General features: G+C 43.1%; 18 protein-coding genes and 1 other annotated feature. Of the genes, 6 read left to right on the forward strand and 12 right to left on the reverse strand.

Annotation, left to right across the window (positions count from 1 at the left end):
- Positions 1-9 precede the first annotated feature (9 nt).
- The 10 genes from K1I94_RS05600 to K1I94_RS05645 form a co-directional block, all read right to left on the reverse strand.
- On the reverse strand, positions 10-573 hold the full coding sequence (locus tag K1I94_RS05600; RefSeq protein WP_223314679.1) for an aminodeoxychorismate/anthranilate synthase component II: 564 nt from the start codon (positions 571-573) through the stop codon (positions 10-12).
- Positions 570-1,928 (reverse strand): anthranilate synthase component I, encoded by a 1,359-nt coding sequence (gene trpE, locus K1I94_RS05605; protein WP_223314680.1) that lies wholly within the window; start codon positions 1,926-1,928, stop codon positions 570-572. Before trpE ends, K1I94_RS05600 begins: the two co-directional genes overlap by 4 nt.
- 403 nt (positions 1,929-2,331) lie before the next feature.
- The gene (gene trpB, locus K1I94_RS05610) at positions 2,332-3,513 is read right to left on the reverse strand and encodes a tryptophan synthase subunit beta (RefSeq protein WP_223314681.1); all 1,182 of its coding nucleotides are present in this window, start codon (positions 3,511-3,513) and stop codon (positions 2,332-2,334) included.
- Between the two features lie 61 nt (positions 3,514-3,574).
- Positions 3,575-3,804: a binding site (T-box leader), on the reverse strand.
- Between the two features lie 75 nt (positions 3,805-3,879).
- Positions 3,880-4,419: a VanZ family protein gene (locus K1I94_RS05615; RefSeq protein WP_223314682.1), complete on the reverse strand. Its 540-nt coding sequence runs from the start codon at positions 4,417-4,419 to the stop codon at positions 3,880-3,882.
- A complete protein-coding gene (rlmN, locus tag K1I94_RS05620; RefSeq protein WP_002911938.1) occupies positions 4,406-5,494 on the reverse strand; it encodes a 23S rRNA (adenine(2503)-C(2))-methyltransferase RlmN in 1,089 nt (362 codons plus the stop codon). The genes K1I94_RS05615 and rlmN overlap by 14 nt, the downstream gene beginning before the upstream one ends.
- Positions 5,491-6,072, reverse strand: a complete 582-nt coding sequence (locus K1I94_RS05625; RefSeq protein WP_223314683.1) for a YutD family protein — start codon at positions 6,070-6,072, stop codon at positions 5,491-5,493. Before K1I94_RS05625 ends, rlmN begins: the two co-directional genes overlap by 4 nt.
- 181 nt (positions 6,073-6,253) lie before the next feature.
- Positions 6,254-7,297, reverse strand: coding sequence for a SepM family pheromone-processing serine protease (locus K1I94_RS05630; protein ID WP_223314684.1), 1,044 nt, complete (start codon positions 7,295-7,297; stop codon positions 6,254-6,256).
- Positions 7,284-7,778 (reverse strand): pantetheine-phosphate adenylyltransferase, encoded by a 495-nt coding sequence (coaD, locus tag K1I94_RS05635; protein ID WP_223314685.1) that lies wholly within the window; start codon positions 7,776-7,778, stop codon positions 7,284-7,286. Before coaD ends, K1I94_RS05630 begins: the two co-directional genes overlap by 14 nt.
- On the reverse strand, positions 7,768-8,316 hold the full coding sequence (rsmD, locus tag K1I94_RS05640) for a 16S rRNA (guanine(966)-N(2))-methyltransferase RsmD (protein ID WP_223314686.1): 549 nt from the start codon (positions 8,314-8,316) through the stop codon (positions 7,768-7,770). Before rsmD ends, coaD begins: the two co-directional genes overlap by 11 nt.
- 69 nt (positions 8,317-8,385) lie before the next feature.
- Positions 8,386-8,874, reverse strand: a complete 489-nt coding sequence (locus K1I94_RS05645; protein ID WP_223314687.1) for a YcxB family protein — start codon at positions 8,872-8,874, stop codon at positions 8,386-8,388.
- Between the two features lie 142 nt (positions 8,875-9,016).
- Between K1I94_RS05645 and K1I94_RS05650 the strand changes: the two genes are divergently transcribed.
- From K1I94_RS05650 to K1I94_RS05665, 4 genes are read left to right on the forward strand one after another with little or no spacing between them, the layout of a single operon-like run.
- The gene (locus K1I94_RS05650) at positions 9,017-9,694 is read left to right on the forward strand and encodes a helix-turn-helix domain-containing protein (RefSeq protein ID WP_223314688.1); all 678 of its coding nucleotides are present in this window, start codon (positions 9,017-9,019) and stop codon (positions 9,692-9,694) included.
- 3 nt (positions 9,695-9,697) lie between these two features.
- Positions 9,698-11,113, forward strand: a complete 1,416-nt coding sequence (locus K1I94_RS05655; RefSeq protein WP_223314689.1) for a Y-family DNA polymerase — start codon at positions 9,698-9,700, stop codon at positions 11,111-11,113.
- Positions 11,110-11,484: a hypothetical protein gene (locus K1I94_RS05660; RefSeq protein ID WP_223314690.1), complete on the forward strand. Its 375-nt coding sequence runs from the start codon at positions 11,110-11,112 to the stop codon at positions 11,482-11,484. The genes K1I94_RS05655 and K1I94_RS05660 overlap by 4 nt, the downstream gene beginning before the upstream one ends.
- Positions 11,462-11,755: a DUF5960 family protein gene (locus K1I94_RS05665; RefSeq protein ID WP_223314691.1), complete on the forward strand. Its 294-nt coding sequence runs from the start codon at positions 11,462-11,464 to the stop codon at positions 11,753-11,755. Before K1I94_RS05660 ends, K1I94_RS05665 begins: the two co-directional genes overlap by 23 nt.
- 289 nt (positions 11,756-12,044) lie before the next feature.
- Here the strand turns inward: K1I94_RS05665 and K1I94_RS05670 are convergent, their stop codons facing one another.
- On the reverse strand, positions 12,045-12,575 hold the full coding sequence (locus tag K1I94_RS05670) for a YceD family protein (RefSeq protein WP_101771113.1): 531 nt from the start codon (positions 12,573-12,575) through the stop codon (positions 12,045-12,047).
- A 98-nt stretch (positions 12,576-12,673) separates the two neighbouring features.
- Here K1I94_RS05670 and K1I94_RS05675 point away from each other — a divergent pair, with 98 nt between their 5' ends.
- On the forward strand, positions 12,674-13,543 hold the full coding sequence (locus K1I94_RS05675) for an Rgg/GadR/MutR family transcriptional regulator (protein ID WP_223314692.1): 870 nt from the start codon (positions 12,674-12,676) through the stop codon (positions 13,541-13,543).
- Between the two features lie 351 nt (positions 13,544-13,894).
- A complete protein-coding gene (locus tag K1I94_RS05680; protein ID WP_223314693.1) occupies positions 13,895-15,136 on the forward strand; it encodes an MFS transporter in 1,242 nt (413 codons plus the stop codon).
- An 853-nt stretch (positions 15,137-15,989) separates the two neighbouring features.
- On the opposite strand, the gene K1I94_RS05685 is transcribed toward K1I94_RS05680, so the two are convergent.
- Positions 15,990-16,349: a hypothetical protein gene (locus K1I94_RS05685; RefSeq protein WP_223314694.1), complete on the reverse strand. Its 360-nt coding sequence runs from the start codon at positions 16,347-16,349 to the stop codon at positions 15,990-15,992.
- Positions 16,350-16,690: the final 341 nt, after the last annotated feature.

The following is a 16,690-nucleotide window of genomic DNA, read 5'->3' on the forward strand; positions in this document are numbered from 1 at the left end:
CATCCTCCTTTACTTTACTAAGTCAATGAAATTCTTGATAGACGACAAGCCGTCCGGCGTGCCAATACTTTCTGGATGATACTGAAAACCATAAATAGGCAGACTCCTGTGCTGGATAGCCATGATCGAGTTATCATCAGCCGCCCGAGCCGTCACTTCAAAATCCTCCGGCATCTCTTCGATTAAAATCGAATGATAGCGCATGACCAGCTGCCCATCCTCTATCCCTCGATAGATAGGAGAATTCCCCTCAAAGCGCAGAATGCTTTGCTTGCCGTGCATGACTTTGGGAGCCAAACCTAGCTTGCCGCCAAATACTTCTGCAATGGCTTGGTGCCCCAAGCAAATCCCCAAAATCGGCTTTTTACCAGCAAAATCACGGATAACTTCCTCCATCCGTCCTGCATCTGCTGGCCAGCCTGGACCTGGAGACAGCACCAAGGCATCCGCTTCTTTTGCCGCTTGATAAAGGCCTGCATCATCATTTCGCAAGACTTTAACTTCTGCAAAATTGCCGATATATTGGGCTAGATTGTAAGTAAAAGAATCATAATTATCAATCAATAAAATCATTGCATCTCTCCTATCTTGGTCATTGATTTGGCCTTGTTGATGGTTTCTTGGTATTCATTAGTAGGGATTGAGTCATAAACAATACCCGCTCCAGCTTGAACATAAGCTCTGCCGTTTTTCAAAATCATAGTCCGGATAGCAATGGCAAAATCCATATCCCCTGTCGCAGACAGATAGCCAATAGCCCCCGCATAAACGCCACGTTTTTCCTGCTCCAGCTCATAAATGCGCTTCATAGCTCGAATCTTAGGCGCACCCGAAACGGTGCCGGCCGGCAGGGTTGACTTGAGCGCATCCATAGCTGTCAGTTGAGGCAGAAGCTGACCACGAACTACACTGGTCAGGTGCATGACATAGCGGAAATACTCCACTTCCATATACTTAGTGACTTCCACACTGTTATTCTGGGCAATTTTACCAATATCATTACGCCCCAAATCAACTAACATGCGGTGTTCCGCCACTTCCTTCTCGTCAGCCAGCAACTCCTTCGCCAAGGCTTTATCTTCTCTTTCATCCTTCCCGCGCGGTCTGGTCCCAGCAATAGGATTGGTCGTAACCTGACCTTGCTTGACAGAGACCAGACTTTCCGGGCTGGCTCCGATAATCTGATAATCCCCGAAGTCATAAAAGTAGAGATAGTTGGAAGGGTTGGTCACGCGCAGATTGCGATAATAATCCAGCGGTCTACCAGAATATTCTGCTGAAAAGCGTTGACTGAGCACACATTGGAACATGTCGCCCTGCCGAATCAAGCTACGCGCTTCTTCCACCATTTTTTCAAAAGCTGCCTGCTCGATATGGCTCTGGAAGTTCAAACTGGACAGTTCCAGTGGTGAAAATTCATCTGCTGCTGGCTGCGCCAGCTCAGCCATAATCCTCTCCAGCCTAGCAGCCAAATCAGCTTCGCTCCTATCACTGTAGAGCGCCTCCTCAACGATATAGACCTTGTCTTTTTTATGGTCAAAAACCATGTAACTCTCATAGACGAAAAAGTGCATGTCCGGCGTCCCAATCACATCAGCTGGAATTTGACCAATCTCCTCATAGAGGGAAATCATATCGTAGCCAACAAAACCGATGGCTCCACCGCCAAAAGGCAGGTCTGAATGATGATCTTTTTTTACGGCTAACTCATGCAGATAGTCCAAGGGATCTGCCTTGATTACTTGCCCGTTCTTTGTTAACTGGCCATTTTCATAGCGGACTTCAAAGACTGGATTATAGGCTAGGATAGAAAAGCGGGCTGTCTCGCTATCTCTCGGAATACTTTCCAAAATCACCTTGTGGTCACCCTGAATCCGCATATAAGCCAGAATCGGCGATAAAATATCAGCTGGTAAAATCTTTTGCATAATGTTTCTTTCTATGTTAATCAGAAGCGTTTAAGGAGGAGTAATTTGCTAGCCATGACTGCATTCACAAGAACAGATAGCACCTGTTTACGGTCATAACTTGCCACATAACTACAGAAAAACGCCCGCACAGTTCATCCTGTGAGGGCGTGTCATCGCGGTGCCACCTCAGTTATGGAGTTTTCAGGCTCCACATCTCATTTACCTATTTACAGTCATTTAGATCCCTTTTAGCACAAGGCAGCGTACTGGCTCATGGCAAAGTAAGCTAACAAAATGATAAAAGATCAACTAAAGGACAAAATGTTGACTCCAACAGCCCATTTCATAACTTCTCCTGCCTGTTTACAGCAACCACAGACTCTCTGAAAGGAGGGATGTTACTACTCTTCTGCTGGGTATTTTATTTTCGTTTTTCTAGATATTCGGCAATGGCTGCCACATCCTTGTCTCCACGACCAGAGACATTGATAATGATGATTTGGTCAGATGACAATTGCGGAGCCCGCTTGATGGCTTCAGCAATGGCATGAGAACTTTCGATCGCCGGTAAAATTCCTTCCTTTTGTGTCAAGAGAAGCAAGGCGTCCACAGCTTCATCATCTGTCGCTGCCACGTATTCTACTCGACCGGAATCTTTAAAGAAAGCATGTTCAGGACCAACTCCAGGATAGTCCAATCCTGCTGAAATGGAGTAAACCGGTGCTACCTGACCATCTTCAGCAAAGACAGCGTAGGTCTTCATACCATCCACTACTCCGACACTTCCCTTGGTCATGGTCGCTGCGTGCTGATCTGTATCAAGACCACGCCCGGCGGCTTCAACCCCCACTAACTTGACTTCTTCATCCGCCACATACTGGGAGAAGGCGCCAATAGCATTGGAACCACCGCCTACACAGGCAATGACATAGTCCGGCAAGCGGCCTTCCTTGTCCAAAATCTGCCGGCGAGATTCTTCACTAATCACCTTTTGAAACTCATGGACAATCGTCGGATAAGGGTGAGGACCGACAGCAGAACCCAAAACATAGAAGGCTTCCAAATCACTCATCCACGCTCCAAAGGCCGCATCTACAGCATCCTTGAGGGTTTTGGTTCCTGTTTCCACAGCGTGAACAGTCGCTCCCATCATTTCCATGCGGAAGACATTGAGGCGCTGGCGCTCTACATCCTCTGCACCCATGTAGACATCACACTTCATACCAAACTTAGCTGCTGCTGCAGCAGTTGCCACACCATGTTGGCCAGCTCCAGTTTCAGCGATGACTCGGGTCTTGCCCATGCGCTTAGCTAGAAGAATCTGCCCCAAAACATTATTGAGCTTATGTGAGCCCAGATGATTGAGATCTTCCCGCTTCAGATAAATCTTAGCTCCCCCCAGATGCTGGGTCAGACTTTCTGCAAAGTAAAGCGGAGTTTCCCGGCCTGAATAATCTGCCAAATAATGCCGGTATTCATTTAAAAATTCTGGATCATCCTTATACTTCTCAAAAGTCGCTTCTAATTCATCCAGTAAGGCCTGGATAGGCTCCGGTACAAAGGAGCCGCCGAATTGTCCAAAATATCCTTTAGTTTCTGTCATCTTGATTGCCTCATTTCTTTATTTTCAAGCAAAACAAAAACCCACACACAGAAAAAATCTGTGTGAGGGCGTAAAATCGCGGTGCCACCTCAATTATGGAGCAAAGTATAGACTGCCTCCATATCTCTGTCTTGTCTAACAACAAGCTGCACTGTAAGGTGTGCTCACCGAATTTTTATTGCTTCAAATTCATCTTTTGCATCAGCCCACTTCATAATCTTCCACTACCTGTTTCCACCAACCACAGGCTCCCTGAAAGTAGAAAAAATTATTACTTTTCTGATGATTTATTTTATTATAGGCCTTTCCCTTTTTCTTGTCAAGAAAAAATTTAATTTTTTCTCCTAAATCCGAACCTTTCTCTCGCTAATCTCTTTTGAAAGCGTCGCCTTGACGATTTTCCCAGATTTTTTGACCAAGCTGAAATGCCCACCAAGCCAGATAACCACCCAAAGTATTGGTCCAGAGATCATCAATCTCAAAGACTCGATTGGCGTTGATAAGAAGGTCCAGCAGAATCTGAGTCACTTCGATAGACAGACTCATCCCAAAGCTCAGCCATACAACCTTCTTGGTCTTCCGCAATTTCGGAAAGAGCCAAAGCAATTGAAAGATTAAAGGCGACAGCAAGAAAATATTGGCTAGATTTTGGATAAAGACCTTGACCAGCTGAATCCAAGAAGTAATCTCGCCAATATTGACAAAGGAATTAAAAGGGATTAACAAAACTACTATTCGACCAAAATACTGGATCCCCGGCGTTTCCATTCCTGGCTCTGGAACTTGAGGAATAAAGCACAGAATGCAAAGCATCAAGAAATAGAGCCAGCTTCCCCCTACCAGCAATTTCCGTCCCTTAGCAGTCAACTCACCGTCTGAAGTCAGGTAGTTCTTAAGGCTGAACATTTTCTACCAATGCTTTCTCGCGATCACGCTTCATAGTATTAGAGCGCAGCTGGCCGCAGGCTGCATCAATATCTGTACCATGTTCCTGACGAACCACACAGTTGACTCCGTTTTTCTTGAGGGTATCGTAGAAGGCCATCACGCGCTCTTTGGGACTGCGGCTGTATTGGTCGTGCTCGCTAACGGGGTTATAAGGGATGAGATTGACATAAGACAGTTTCTTAATGTTCTTGAGCAGCTCAGCCAGTTCCTTGGCCTGCTCTACCCCGTCATTGACTTCATTAAGCATGATGTACTCAAAGGTCACTCGACGGTTAGTCGTCTCAATATAGTATTCGATAGCCGCAAAAAGCTTTTCGATAGGGAAGGACCGGTTAATCCGCATGATGCTGGTCCGCAAATCATTATTGGGGGCATGGAGGGATACAGCTAGATTGACCTGCACACCTTCATTGGCAAAGTCACGAATCTTATGCGCCAGCCCTGATGTCGAAACCGTGATATGGCGGGCACCGATAGCCAAACCTTTATCATCATTGACCGTCCGGACAAACTTGAGCACATTGTCATAGTTGTCAAAAGGCTCACCAATTCCCATAACCACAATGTGGCTGACCCGCTCATCCTGACCACGCTCATCAAAATACTTCTGAACCAGCATAATCTGAGCTACAATCTCACCGTTATTGAGGTCGCGTTGCTTTTTAATCAAGCCGGAAGCACAGAAGGTACAGCCGATATTGCAGCCAACTTGGGTGGTCACACAGACAGAAAGTCCATAGTGCTGGCGCATGAGCACCGTCTCAATCAGCATACCGTCCGGCAGCTCAAAGAGGTACTTGACCGTACCGTCAGCAGACTCTTGAACAATACGCTGTTTAAGCGGATTGACGACAAACTGATCATTTAGCTTGGCAATCAAGTCCTTGGATAGATTAGTCATCTCTTCAAAAGACTGAACCCGTTTGCGGTAGAGCCACTCCCAAATCTGGGCGGCACGGAATTTCTTTTCTCCCTGAGCTTCCGCCCATTCAATCATTTCCTGACGCGTTAAGCTATAAATAGATGGTTTCATTTTTCTCCTTTATTCTGGCGAATCACAAAATGGCGATTGCTGTCTTTTTGCTTTTTCTGCCTATCTTGCTGGGAATTGTTGCGAGAGCGCTTATTGTCCCTTTTAGAGCGGCTGTCTCGGTCTCGCTCGCTTCTGCGATTGCGGTTACCGCCTGAACGGCTGTTGCGAGAACGTTTTGACCGACCTTCTGCCTCTTTCTTACCATGCGATTTCTTATCAAAGGAAGCGCGCTGGGGATTTGGATTTTCCAAGACAAAATAAGCACAGCCGTAGCTGCAGTACTCCAGCAAATAGTCTTCTAAGCGGCTGATCTTCTCATCGCTTTCATTAGCCCGCTCGTCCTTGTAAAAACCGCGCAGGCGCAGCTGCTCATTGCCCCAGTCACCGACAATATAGTCAAACTTGGTGAGAATTTCTGAAAAGCGCTGATGAAAGGCCGTCAAGTCAAAGCCTTCCTTATAGTTCTCAATCAATTCAAATTCGAATTTTTCTGCAACAATCTTGCTATCAATATGTTTAAACTCCGGTCCTGGGAATTTATTATAATTATACAATTCAGGTGAAATATCTTTACGCATACTCTTCCTTTAACACTCTTGGATAGTTTATCTACAACACTTTATTCTATCATAAATCAGCCAGTATTTCGCGGACTTTTCATCAAAAATATCTTTCTGAAAAAAGTCAGACGATTTAAAGTAGAGAAGACCAGCTGATTTTGTCTGTCTCACAAGAAAAATCTTAGCAAAAGCTAAGATCTTATTTGTTCTTTTTTAGATAATCAATGGCGTCCTGCAGCGTTTTAACTGGAACAATTTTCATATCCGTTTTAATCTTCTTGGCTGTCTCCAGAGCCGTTTGGTAGTTGTTTTTCCCATTAGGAGAAAGCTTCTTCTCTTCCTCTGTGAGTTCATTGTTCGGTGCAAAGAAGATATCTGCTCCGCTTTGGGCCGCTGAAACGACTTTCTTATCGATTCCGCCGATTTCGCCAACTTCGCCTTCACGGCTGATGCTGCCGGTCCCTGCAATATCGCGGCCATCACGAAGAGTCGGTTCAGCCAACTGGGTATAAATAGCGAGACTGAACATGAGACCAGCACTAGGACCGCCGATACCCTCAGTTGAAAATGTAATTGGAATACTGCTGCTGACTTCTGTCCGGTCTATCAGACTAATCCCAATCCCGTTCTTACCGTTCTCCAATTTGATAATCTTGCCGGTTGCCGATTTCTCCTGGCCATCCTCTTGGAAAGTTACCTTGATCTTATCCCCAAGCTTCTGCGAGTTGACATACTTGACCAGCTCCTCAGAGCTTTCAAATGTCTTGTCATTGACACCAGTTACCGTATCAGCAATATTGAGAACTCCCTTGAAGGTTGAGTTATCAGCCACCTGCAAGACATAAACTCCCAGATAGTCCATTTTGATCTCTTTACCAGCTGTCGTCAATCCCTGATATTTGGCCATATTTTGCGATGTTTCCATATAGAATAGGTTGATACGATTAAACTCATCGTCCGTGGAGCCACCCGTCATATCCTTGGCGGAATAAATATCGGTAAAAGGGGTCAGCCAAGCATAGACCAGATGGGCAAAAGTTGCCTGCTCTACTCCGACCGTCACAAAGTTGTAGGAACCCGCTTCCTTGTCAGCCTTATTATCAACCAGCAAGACCTGCCGAACATCCTCGGCACCACCAGGAACTTCTATATAATAAGGCAGACGAACCCAAAAAGCTGCTATAAAAAAGGCAATAGTAACGCCAATGACCGTCGGCCATAGATACTTCTTAATTCTTTTCATGGTTGATTCTTTCTAATTCTTTGATTACACTTTGGGGCACATAGGCCGCGATATCCTGCTGAAAAGCAATCAGCTCACGAATACGTGATGAACTGATATGCTGATAGTCCGGCTTGCTAAGCAAGAAAATCGTTTCCAGCTCCTCTGCCAATTCCTGATTGAAAAAATTCATATTGGCTTCATAGTCTAGATCTTGACTATTTCGGAGACCGCGCACAAAGGCCTTAGCTCCCAATCTTCTGGCCACTGTCACTGCTAGCTCATTCTGCGAAATGATGACCTCGACATTATCCAAATGTTCTAGAGCTTCTTTGACCATGCGCTCTCTGGCTTCAATTGTGAAAAAGCCAGACTTTTCCCGATTATAGAAAATCCCTACATAGAGCTTATCAAAGAGCCTGCTGGCCCGCTCAATCAGGTCCACATGGCCCTTGGTCATCGGGTCAAAAGACCCTGTGAATAATCCTATCTTATCTGACATACACCGTCACCTTTGAAATTCCATATATCTTCTGCTTCCAAATGCCCAGCCCTGCAATTTCCTCCGGTAGCTCTACTTCCTTGTCTGTCTCACAGACTACCAGAACATCTTGACTCAAGAGCCGACTCTCCTCCAGCTTCTCAAGGTCTGCCACAATCTGCTCCTTGGCATAAGGCGGATCTAAGAGAACTAAGTTAAAAGCACCTGTCAAAGTATCTAGGGCTCGGCCAGACTCCATCTTGAGCAAGTCAAAACGTTCCGGCTCCTTGGTCATCTGAATATTTTCTGAAATAATAGCCTGAGCTCTGCGATCCTTTTCGACTAAGACAGCTGTCTCCATACCTCGCGAAATAGCTTCAATGGCCAAACTCCCGCTGCCCGCATAGAGATCTAGCACCCGACCGCCATCAAAATAGGGACCAATCATATTAAAAATTGCCCCCTTGACCTTATCGGTCGTAGGCCTAGTCGTCTTGCCGTCCAAAGTTTTGAGGGGCCTACCCCCGTATTTACCTGCAACAACTCTCATAAAAAACATTATAACACACATCGCACAAGAGGCCAATTTTTTGAAAACTTGACAGATAAAAAACAGAAGTGCCCCAAATTAGAGACTTCTGTTTTCTTTTAGTTTTAGTAAAAAATCAATTAATTCAGGCTGACAGTCTGCCTTATCCAAGATCAGTCCCATTGACCGACCAACCATAATATAAAAAGTTTCTGGCTTGTCTATAATCGCCATAATATCTTGGTAGTAAAATCTGGCATTGTTATTCCGATTAACGACACGAAAGTCTGTCTCATAGAAGCTAAACTCCTGCTCTATATCATGCCAGAGGGGGTTGCCTCTATAAAACTTTTTAATATGTCGATTCATGGACAGATAGTAAAGAAAAGGAAGGACAGCCACAGTAACAAGAAAAGCTACGCCTGGTAAAGGTTCCCCGATAAAAAAACAGATTGCACCGCATATCAGCACCACTATCTCAGGGAGAATCAGCGAGAAGATGCCATTCTTTTTATACCAAAAATTGGTCCAAGCGAAACGGCGATAAGCTTCTTCTGTCATGATCGTTTTTGCTGTCATAGGAAACATCTCTCTACCTCCAAGTCATATTCCTCCCTACAGTTTACCACACTCTTGATGGAAATAACAATATTCAATAAAGAACTTGCTTTTCTCGATTTCATCTGGTATACTATACGTAACTTTTAAAACGTTACATAGGAGGTGTGATATGTTTTCGCATGAAAAATTAAAAAAACGCCGGCTGGAGCTTAATCTGGCACAGGCTTCCATTTACCAAGAGCTCGGAATTTCCAGAAAGACATACTCTGCCTGGGAAAATGGCCTAGCAGAACCCCACGCAAAAAATCTCAGGAGGTTGGCCACCTGTCTCAAGGTCCAAGAGAACTACTTTGTGGATGAGACCAGTACGCTCTACACCTACCCTTTACTAACCCCACCGCATAAAAAGGAAGTAGACCAGCTAGCTAGTCAACTCCTAGAGAGACAGCGCAAGGTTAGCTCTCTTACAGCCTATAAAGTTCTATCCGTTGAGCTAGCTGCAGGTCGCGGGCACAGTTATTATGACAATGAGACAGACTACGAAACTGTCTACTTTGATCAAGACATCCAGCACGACTTTGCATCTTGGGTCTCTGGGGATTCTATGGAGCCCAAGTATCCCAATGGCTCTGTTGCCCTTATGAAACAGACGGGATTCGACTACGATGGGGCAGTCTATGCTCTCATGTGGAATGGCAAGACCTATATCAAAAAAGTCTACCGAGAAGCTGAAGGTCTACGCTTAGAATCTATCAACCCTGACTACGATGACCTCTTTGCCCCTTATGAAGACCAGCCTAGCATTGTTGGTATCGTAGTTGGACATTTTCTGCCGATTGAGGTATAAGCTATGGTCCTATTTGATTATTCACGCGAGCCTCGTTCAGACATTGCTTTTGTGGATATGAAAAGTTTTTATGCCTCTTGTGAATGCATTTCCCTCGGCCTTGACCCTTTAAAAACCTCGCTCTGTGTCATGAGCCGAATTGAAAATTCTGCTGGACTGATACTAGCTGCCACCCCTCTCTTTAAAAAGAATTTCGGCAGCCAGAATGTCAGCCGAAGCTATAATCTTCCTTTCGATGTCCACACTCGTAAGTTCAACTATGCTGCTGCCCGCAAGCAAGGACTGCCGATTACAGCAGATTATGTGCGCTTTATTGAAGATGCTGCTCAAAAGACCTTATTGGTCCCACCTCGGATGAACTACTACATCCAGAAAAACATGGAAATCCAAAAGATTTTCCAGGATTTTGCAGCTCCCGATGACATTTTCCCCTACTCAATTGATGAGAGCTTTCTAGATTTGACAAGCTCTATCAACTACTTCATTCCCGATCAGACGCTGGACCGCAGGACCAAACTGGACCTGCTGGCTGCCCGCATTCAACAGGCTATCTGGAAGAAAACCGGGATTTATGCCTCTATCGGCCTGAGCAACGCCAATCCTCTTCTCGCCAAGCTAGCCTTGGACATTGAAGCCAAACACACAAAAAAAATGCGGGTCAACTGGTCCTACGAGGATGTTCCCAGTAAGGTCTGGACTATTCCAAACATGACTGATTTTTGGGGTATCGGCCACCGAACGGCTACCCGTCTTAAGAAGCTAGGCATCCACTCCATTTATGATTTAGCTCACTTTAACCCCGATATTCTCAAAAAAGAAATGGGGGTTATGGGCCTGCAGCTTTGGTTTCACGCTCACGGCATTGATGAAAGCAATGTGCACAAGCCTTATCAGGTTAAGTCACATGGCCTGGGAAATTCGCAAATTCTCCCCCGAGATTATAGACAGCAGGCAGAGATTGAGCTTGTTTTTCGAGAAATGGCTGAGCAGGTCACCATTCGTCTCAGACGCTCTGGCAAAAAATGCCAACGTGTCTCCATCTATGCCCGCTATTCCAAACAGGAGCGCCTGCCTTCCATTCATACACAGAGAAAAATTGAGCCTACCAATAACAGCGATCGACTGGCTCAAATCGTGGTTCAGCTTTTTCTTTCCAAATATCAGGGCGGGGCTATCCGACAGATTGGCGTTTTTTACAGTGACTTTGTCGATCAAGGTTATGGTCTGATTTCTCTCTTTGACGATCCTCTGCAAATTCAAAAAGAAGAGGAGCTCCAACAGACAATTGACCGCATCAGAGATCGCTTCGGCTTTGCCTCTCTACTGAAGGGAACAGCCTTACTGGGCTCCTCCCGTACCATCGCTCGAAGCAAGCTGACCGGTGGCCATTCTGCTGGAGGGCTGGAGGGCTTATCATGACTGACCGCTCCTATCTCCCCTATCAGTCGGCACGTGACTTTCAGGATCGGGGGATGGCTAAGTGGGCTGGTTTTTTCCTCTCTGAACACAGTACTGCTCTGACCAAGAAAGAACTAGATATCAGTCGTCTGCCCCAGCTTGACAGACAGGAGAAATTCCACTTGCTCAACCAAGCCTATAGTCAGCAAGTTCCCATCCGAATCACCTTTCTAAACCAAGACAAGCTGACCGACGTTACTGCTACCGTCTTTCATCTGGACTGCAAGCAGATCTTCCTGCAGGAAAGTGACCATTACAAAGGCCTTGCTATCCATCAGATTATTTCGATACATGCTTCAGGAGGCGTAGATGACCACTCAGAATGTACATGAGGAACTTCAATTCGACTATTTTTCCCAGAACTACCATCAATTTCAAGAGGATTTTTATCAATTTTCCAATCTTCCCCAGCCTCTGATGGTCATGGAAGATGACATCCTACTCCACATGGCCAGCCGCCAGGTCACTCATTTCAAACTTTCCAAGACCAAAAGTTTGGACAAGAAGGACCATTACTTCCACTTTACCGTCAGTCGCCCAGACCAAGCAAACCGACTCTGCATTTACCACTATCAAGGCCAAACAGAAGATATAAACCAATAAACTCCCAAACTGAGTCTGGGAGTTTATTACATGGGGCTGGCCATCTACTAGTATCTTCTCAATTATTTATTGCTTTAAGTCAGGTAAATAACATTAAAGATTTGAGCCAGCTATATTTAAAGCCAAGAAGCGCCATTCTTTTTAGGTTATCTATTCAGTTCATTTGTATAAACTAATTTCATACTAAAAACACCCCAATCGTTAGATTTTCTGTCTAACTTTTGGGGTGAAAGTCAAAGCGAATTATCTTTTCTTTTATTTTTTATCGGTGTCAAAATTTTTACAAGAATTATTCATCAAAAAGTCCTTGCAAACCAGCGAAAGGATTGTTCTTCTCTTTTTGAGCTTCCTGGGCAGCGGCAAATTCCTCTTCCGTCATAACCTGCCAGTCCTGACCTGACAGAAAGCCTTGGCCGGCTTCTTCCTCAGCTGTTAGAATTTTCAGCGGGATATTCATCAGGATATTATCAGCCACACTCTCGGCTATATTAATCTCGCCATTTTCAATTGGTAGCACCAAGTCCTGATCAATCATATCCTGCGATGCAGCCTGTCCTTCTTCCATGAAAATTTCGTTGACTAGATAAGACTCCTTGAGCTCCACGGGCTCCATACTGCGACTGGACGTCAGAGTGATGGTATAAGATAGGTCATAATCCAGAAAATAGAGGCCATCTTCATATTGAACTTTTCCTTTGGCTACAATATCCTGAACATCTAAAATCTCAGGATTACGCTCTTTTAACTCTTCTGCCAAGTCCAGCTTTTTCTCAAAAGCTAGACCATCTGGATTCTTCCGAATTTCTTGAATATGCAACATAAGTTCCTCTTTGTTTTTTCTTTATATTATATCATGTTTGGGCGCTACGATGTTATTGAAAATTATTTTGTTATAATAAAATGCAAGGAGGGAAGACAATGGAACATCTAGGACAGGTTTTTAGATTTTTTCGAGAGGCAAGGCACATCTCTTTATCCGAGGCGACTGGCGGAGAATTTTCAAAATCTATGCTTTCTCGCTTTGAAAATGGGCAGAGCGAACTTTCGGCACAGAAACTTTTTAGCGCTCTCAGCGCCATCCGCACGGAAACGGAAGAATTTACCGTTGCAGCCGGCATCCAGGATCATCATTCTCACAAGGAACTCTTAAGCCAAATTCAAGACCTGTTGCAAGCCAATCAGCTTGACCTCTTAGAGGAACTTTATCTGGAAAAAGAAAAAATCACTCAAAAAAGCAAGAAGGCTAGCGATTGGGTTGAGCGCCTGATTGTAAAGGCCTATCTCTGTGCCCTCAAGGAGTCTGAAAAGGCCAGTCCAGGAGAACTGGATTTCCTCCATGATTACCTCTTTTCAGTTGACATTTGGGGCCGCTACGAGCTCAATCTTTTCTCTGTCTGCACTCCGGTTTTATCTCTAGACTTGTTTTCCCAATACACCAAAGAAATCCTCTCAAGAAAGGATTTTGCCGCCTTGTTTGCCAACAACCGCAACACCCTGCATACCACCTTTCTTAATGGCTATCTTCTGGCCATCAGTCAGGAAAATATCACTCAGGCAGACTATTTCCAACAAGTCATTGAGCGACACTTTTACGAAGAAAATGAGACTTACTTCCGAATTGTCTATCTCTTTGCTCAGGGAGAGTTAGCTTGTTTGAAAGGGCAAAAAGAAGAGGGACTCACTCAAATGAAGCAAGCTGTCGACATTTTCCGAATCTTGAACTGCCAACATAGCGCCCACTACTATCAAGACACACTTGATACTGCTTTTCAAAAATATAGCAAATAATGCAAATCTCCACTTTTAAACTCAGCTATTTTGAGTTGGACAGTGGTTTTTTTATGCAAAATAGACTCAAATTTACTAATTTTAACAATTGAACTCAAAAATTCGTTGAATATATGCAACGTTTCCTGCAGATTGGATTCTCTATTTTATACTAAAAACAGAAAGAGCTAGCGCAAGTCACTTTCAGAACTTTACCACTTACTTACAAGACCTGACCAGTTGCCGAAAAGCCCTTGTTTTTGGCTTTAAACGGTCTATAATGGTCATCAGAAAGAGAAAAAACAAAAGCTAGATTACAGATGCACCCAATCAGCTTTTATACAATCTAGCAGTTTAGAAAAGGAGTCTACGATGAAATTATTCTTTAAAAATGGGGTCTATGCCTCACTCAGCCTTTCCCGAATCTTCAACACCTTGGGAGCTTCTATTTTCAACATTGTTTTTGTGGTATTTGCTTCCAGCATGCCCAATCCCAAGTTCGCTATTGCTGTGGCTAATTTTATCGTCCTGGTTCCGACTTTCTTTACTATCTTTGCCGGCATCAAAGCTGACAAGACCGTCCATAAGGCTCGCTGGTTGATTCATTTTGGTTATCTTCAAGCCCTGCTCTTTGTCCTCGTTGCCTTCATGACTCGATCTAGCTCTTATCTAGCCTTTTCAGCCGTCTGCTTGATGAATATTCTTTCAGATATCATCAGCGACTATCGCAGCGGCCTGCAAATGCCGATTTTGAAAAAGAATGTTCCAGAGAAAGACCTTATGGAAGCCTTCTCTTTTACCCAGCTTATCAGCTTTCTCTGCAGCCTGGCCGGACAAGCTTTGGGAGTTTGGCTCTTAACCATCAGCCAGCAAGACTTTTTTCTAGTGGCTTTGGTCAATGCTTTAACCTTTCTCCTATCCTCCACCATCCTCTATCTAGTCCGTCGCCGATTGACCCATGACCCCGTCGTAATTTCTGAGAAAAAAGCTCCTCTGAAAGAAGAATTGAAGAAAATGTACACATCGTCCAAGCTCATTTTTGAGCAGGAAGGTTCTAACAATTTTCTCAAACTGCTGGCTCAAATCCTGATTGTCAACGCTATGGCAGGTTCTCTTATAGCTCTTTATAATCTCTACTTGCTGGATAACCCCATCTTCCAGCTGTCCTTTAGTCAGTCTCTCTTGGTTCTTCAGACCACTCTTGTCCTAGCCATAATCGCAGCCAGCCTGACGCCCAACGATTACTTTAGCCGTCTCTCTCTAAATCAACTAACCCTCTGGGCTGCTCTCACAATGATTCTGCTTGCTGTCAGCAATTTCTTACATCTGCCTGTTTTCGTCGGCATTGCTTTTGGATTTTTACTAGCTTATATCTCCGGCAAGATTAATCCCAAAATCAACACCCTCTTACTGAGCAAATTGCCTTCTGATGTTCTCGCTCAGACTTCCAGCTTTCTGAGTCTGCTCTTTTCTTTCTCTGTTCCCTTTGGCACTATGGTCTTCAGCAGCCTAGCCCTCTGGAATATGAACGCTAGCTGGCTCATCTTCAGCATTATCGGTGTGATTGCTCTGCTCTTATCTATCGAAAAAAAGAAAGATGTTAAAGAAATATGATAGATCAATCTTGTTTCTTTTAAATCAAAATTTATTCGCCTGTAAGACAGTCATAACAAAAAGGAATCAGGCGATAATCGTCTGATTCCTTTTTTCGCCTAATCGCCCTTAGAGGGCTTTTACTCCTTTAGATAAAACACGCTCGCTACCCTCGTTTGATTCTTCCTTTTTCTTATAATTCTTTAGTATTTTCTGCAAAAATTACCGAGAATATCGAAATTAGGGGAGTCAGTGGGGGAAAGGGGCGCGTGCGAATTTTAAGCTGAATTTTTACCATATTTACTAGAAATTATGGTAAAATAATCATAAGCGAGGAGCTGCCACTCCTCATTTATGATAAGAGCTTATTTGAATCTGCGTGTTGGGCGATTTCTTCTAGGCTCTTTTTTTGCTCTCTTATTGAGCTCTAACAACGTAACTAGAGTAGTCAGAAACGCTACTACTGAATTTACGAAGTTAGTTGCTACTTGTAGAAAGTTACTAAAAACCTCTAGAAAACTGCTCAACGTAGTTAGCAACTCTGGTTGCAGTAGCTTTTCGAATATGCTTAGAATTATAAAAATATTATTCATAATTACATTTCCTTTCTATTCTATTGAAATTTTATTATTCAGGATACTTATACGATTCACCAAATATTTTTTGCTCATCTGAATAAGTCCTTTCTTCTGAAAAAATTTATGCTATTGAACGGTAGTTAAGCGATTCATATTCATCACCTCCTTTTATTCTTGCTGATAAATTCAAATTACAAAAAGTATTATAAGCATAAATTTTTGAAATAATCGCATTTTTTAAAAATTGTTGTTAAAAATTTTTAAAATATTGCTGGAAAACTGCTTAAAATAATCTCCTATCGCTTGATATGACTGCCTTCTTCAAGTTCTTTCCGTTTCCGTTTGAAAATTTTAATAATCTCCAAAACTTCCTTTTTTATTTCTTGAATAAGCTCTATAATCCTTTGAATCCTTGAAATACATAAAAGAATATATGGAAACGAATTACCGAATTGATAAAGTTGAAAGACACAATATGCTAACGAAAGAATGTTATGCGATAAACTAAGCAATTTTTCTCCGATTCTTTTTTTCTCATAGGGAGTAAAATGTGTTATAACTTTTACTAGATTTTTTTCAGTATTTTTCAATAGTGAATCTCCTTTTTTTAAAATAATAAAATAAATGAAAGCTAAAAATTTTTTCTTTTGTTTCAAATTCTTTTTCTCCTTTGTTTTTAAAATTTGTGGGATAATCTATCTCACCTATTCTTATTATAGTTTCTTTTTCAAAACCGATAACAAGATGATAAAGCACCTGAGGTAAGAGAATTTTTCCCACCTGTTCTTATTATAGTTCCTTTTTCAAAACTGATAACAAGATGGTAAAGCGCTTGTGATAAAAGAATTCATCCTCATCACTTACTTTTATCCTTGCTGACGAATTCAAATTACAAAGAATATTATAAAAGTAAATTGAATGCTATTTGTCAGCTGTTGACAAAAATGTAATAAAGGTAAATAAATTGATTTAGTTTATAAATTTTTTATATATTTTA

This window comes from Streptococcus sanguinis, from assembly GCF_019929145.1.
Taxonomy (GTDB): domain Bacteria; phylum Bacillota; class Bacilli; order Lactobacillales; family Streptococcaceae; genus Streptococcus; species Streptococcus sanguinis_U.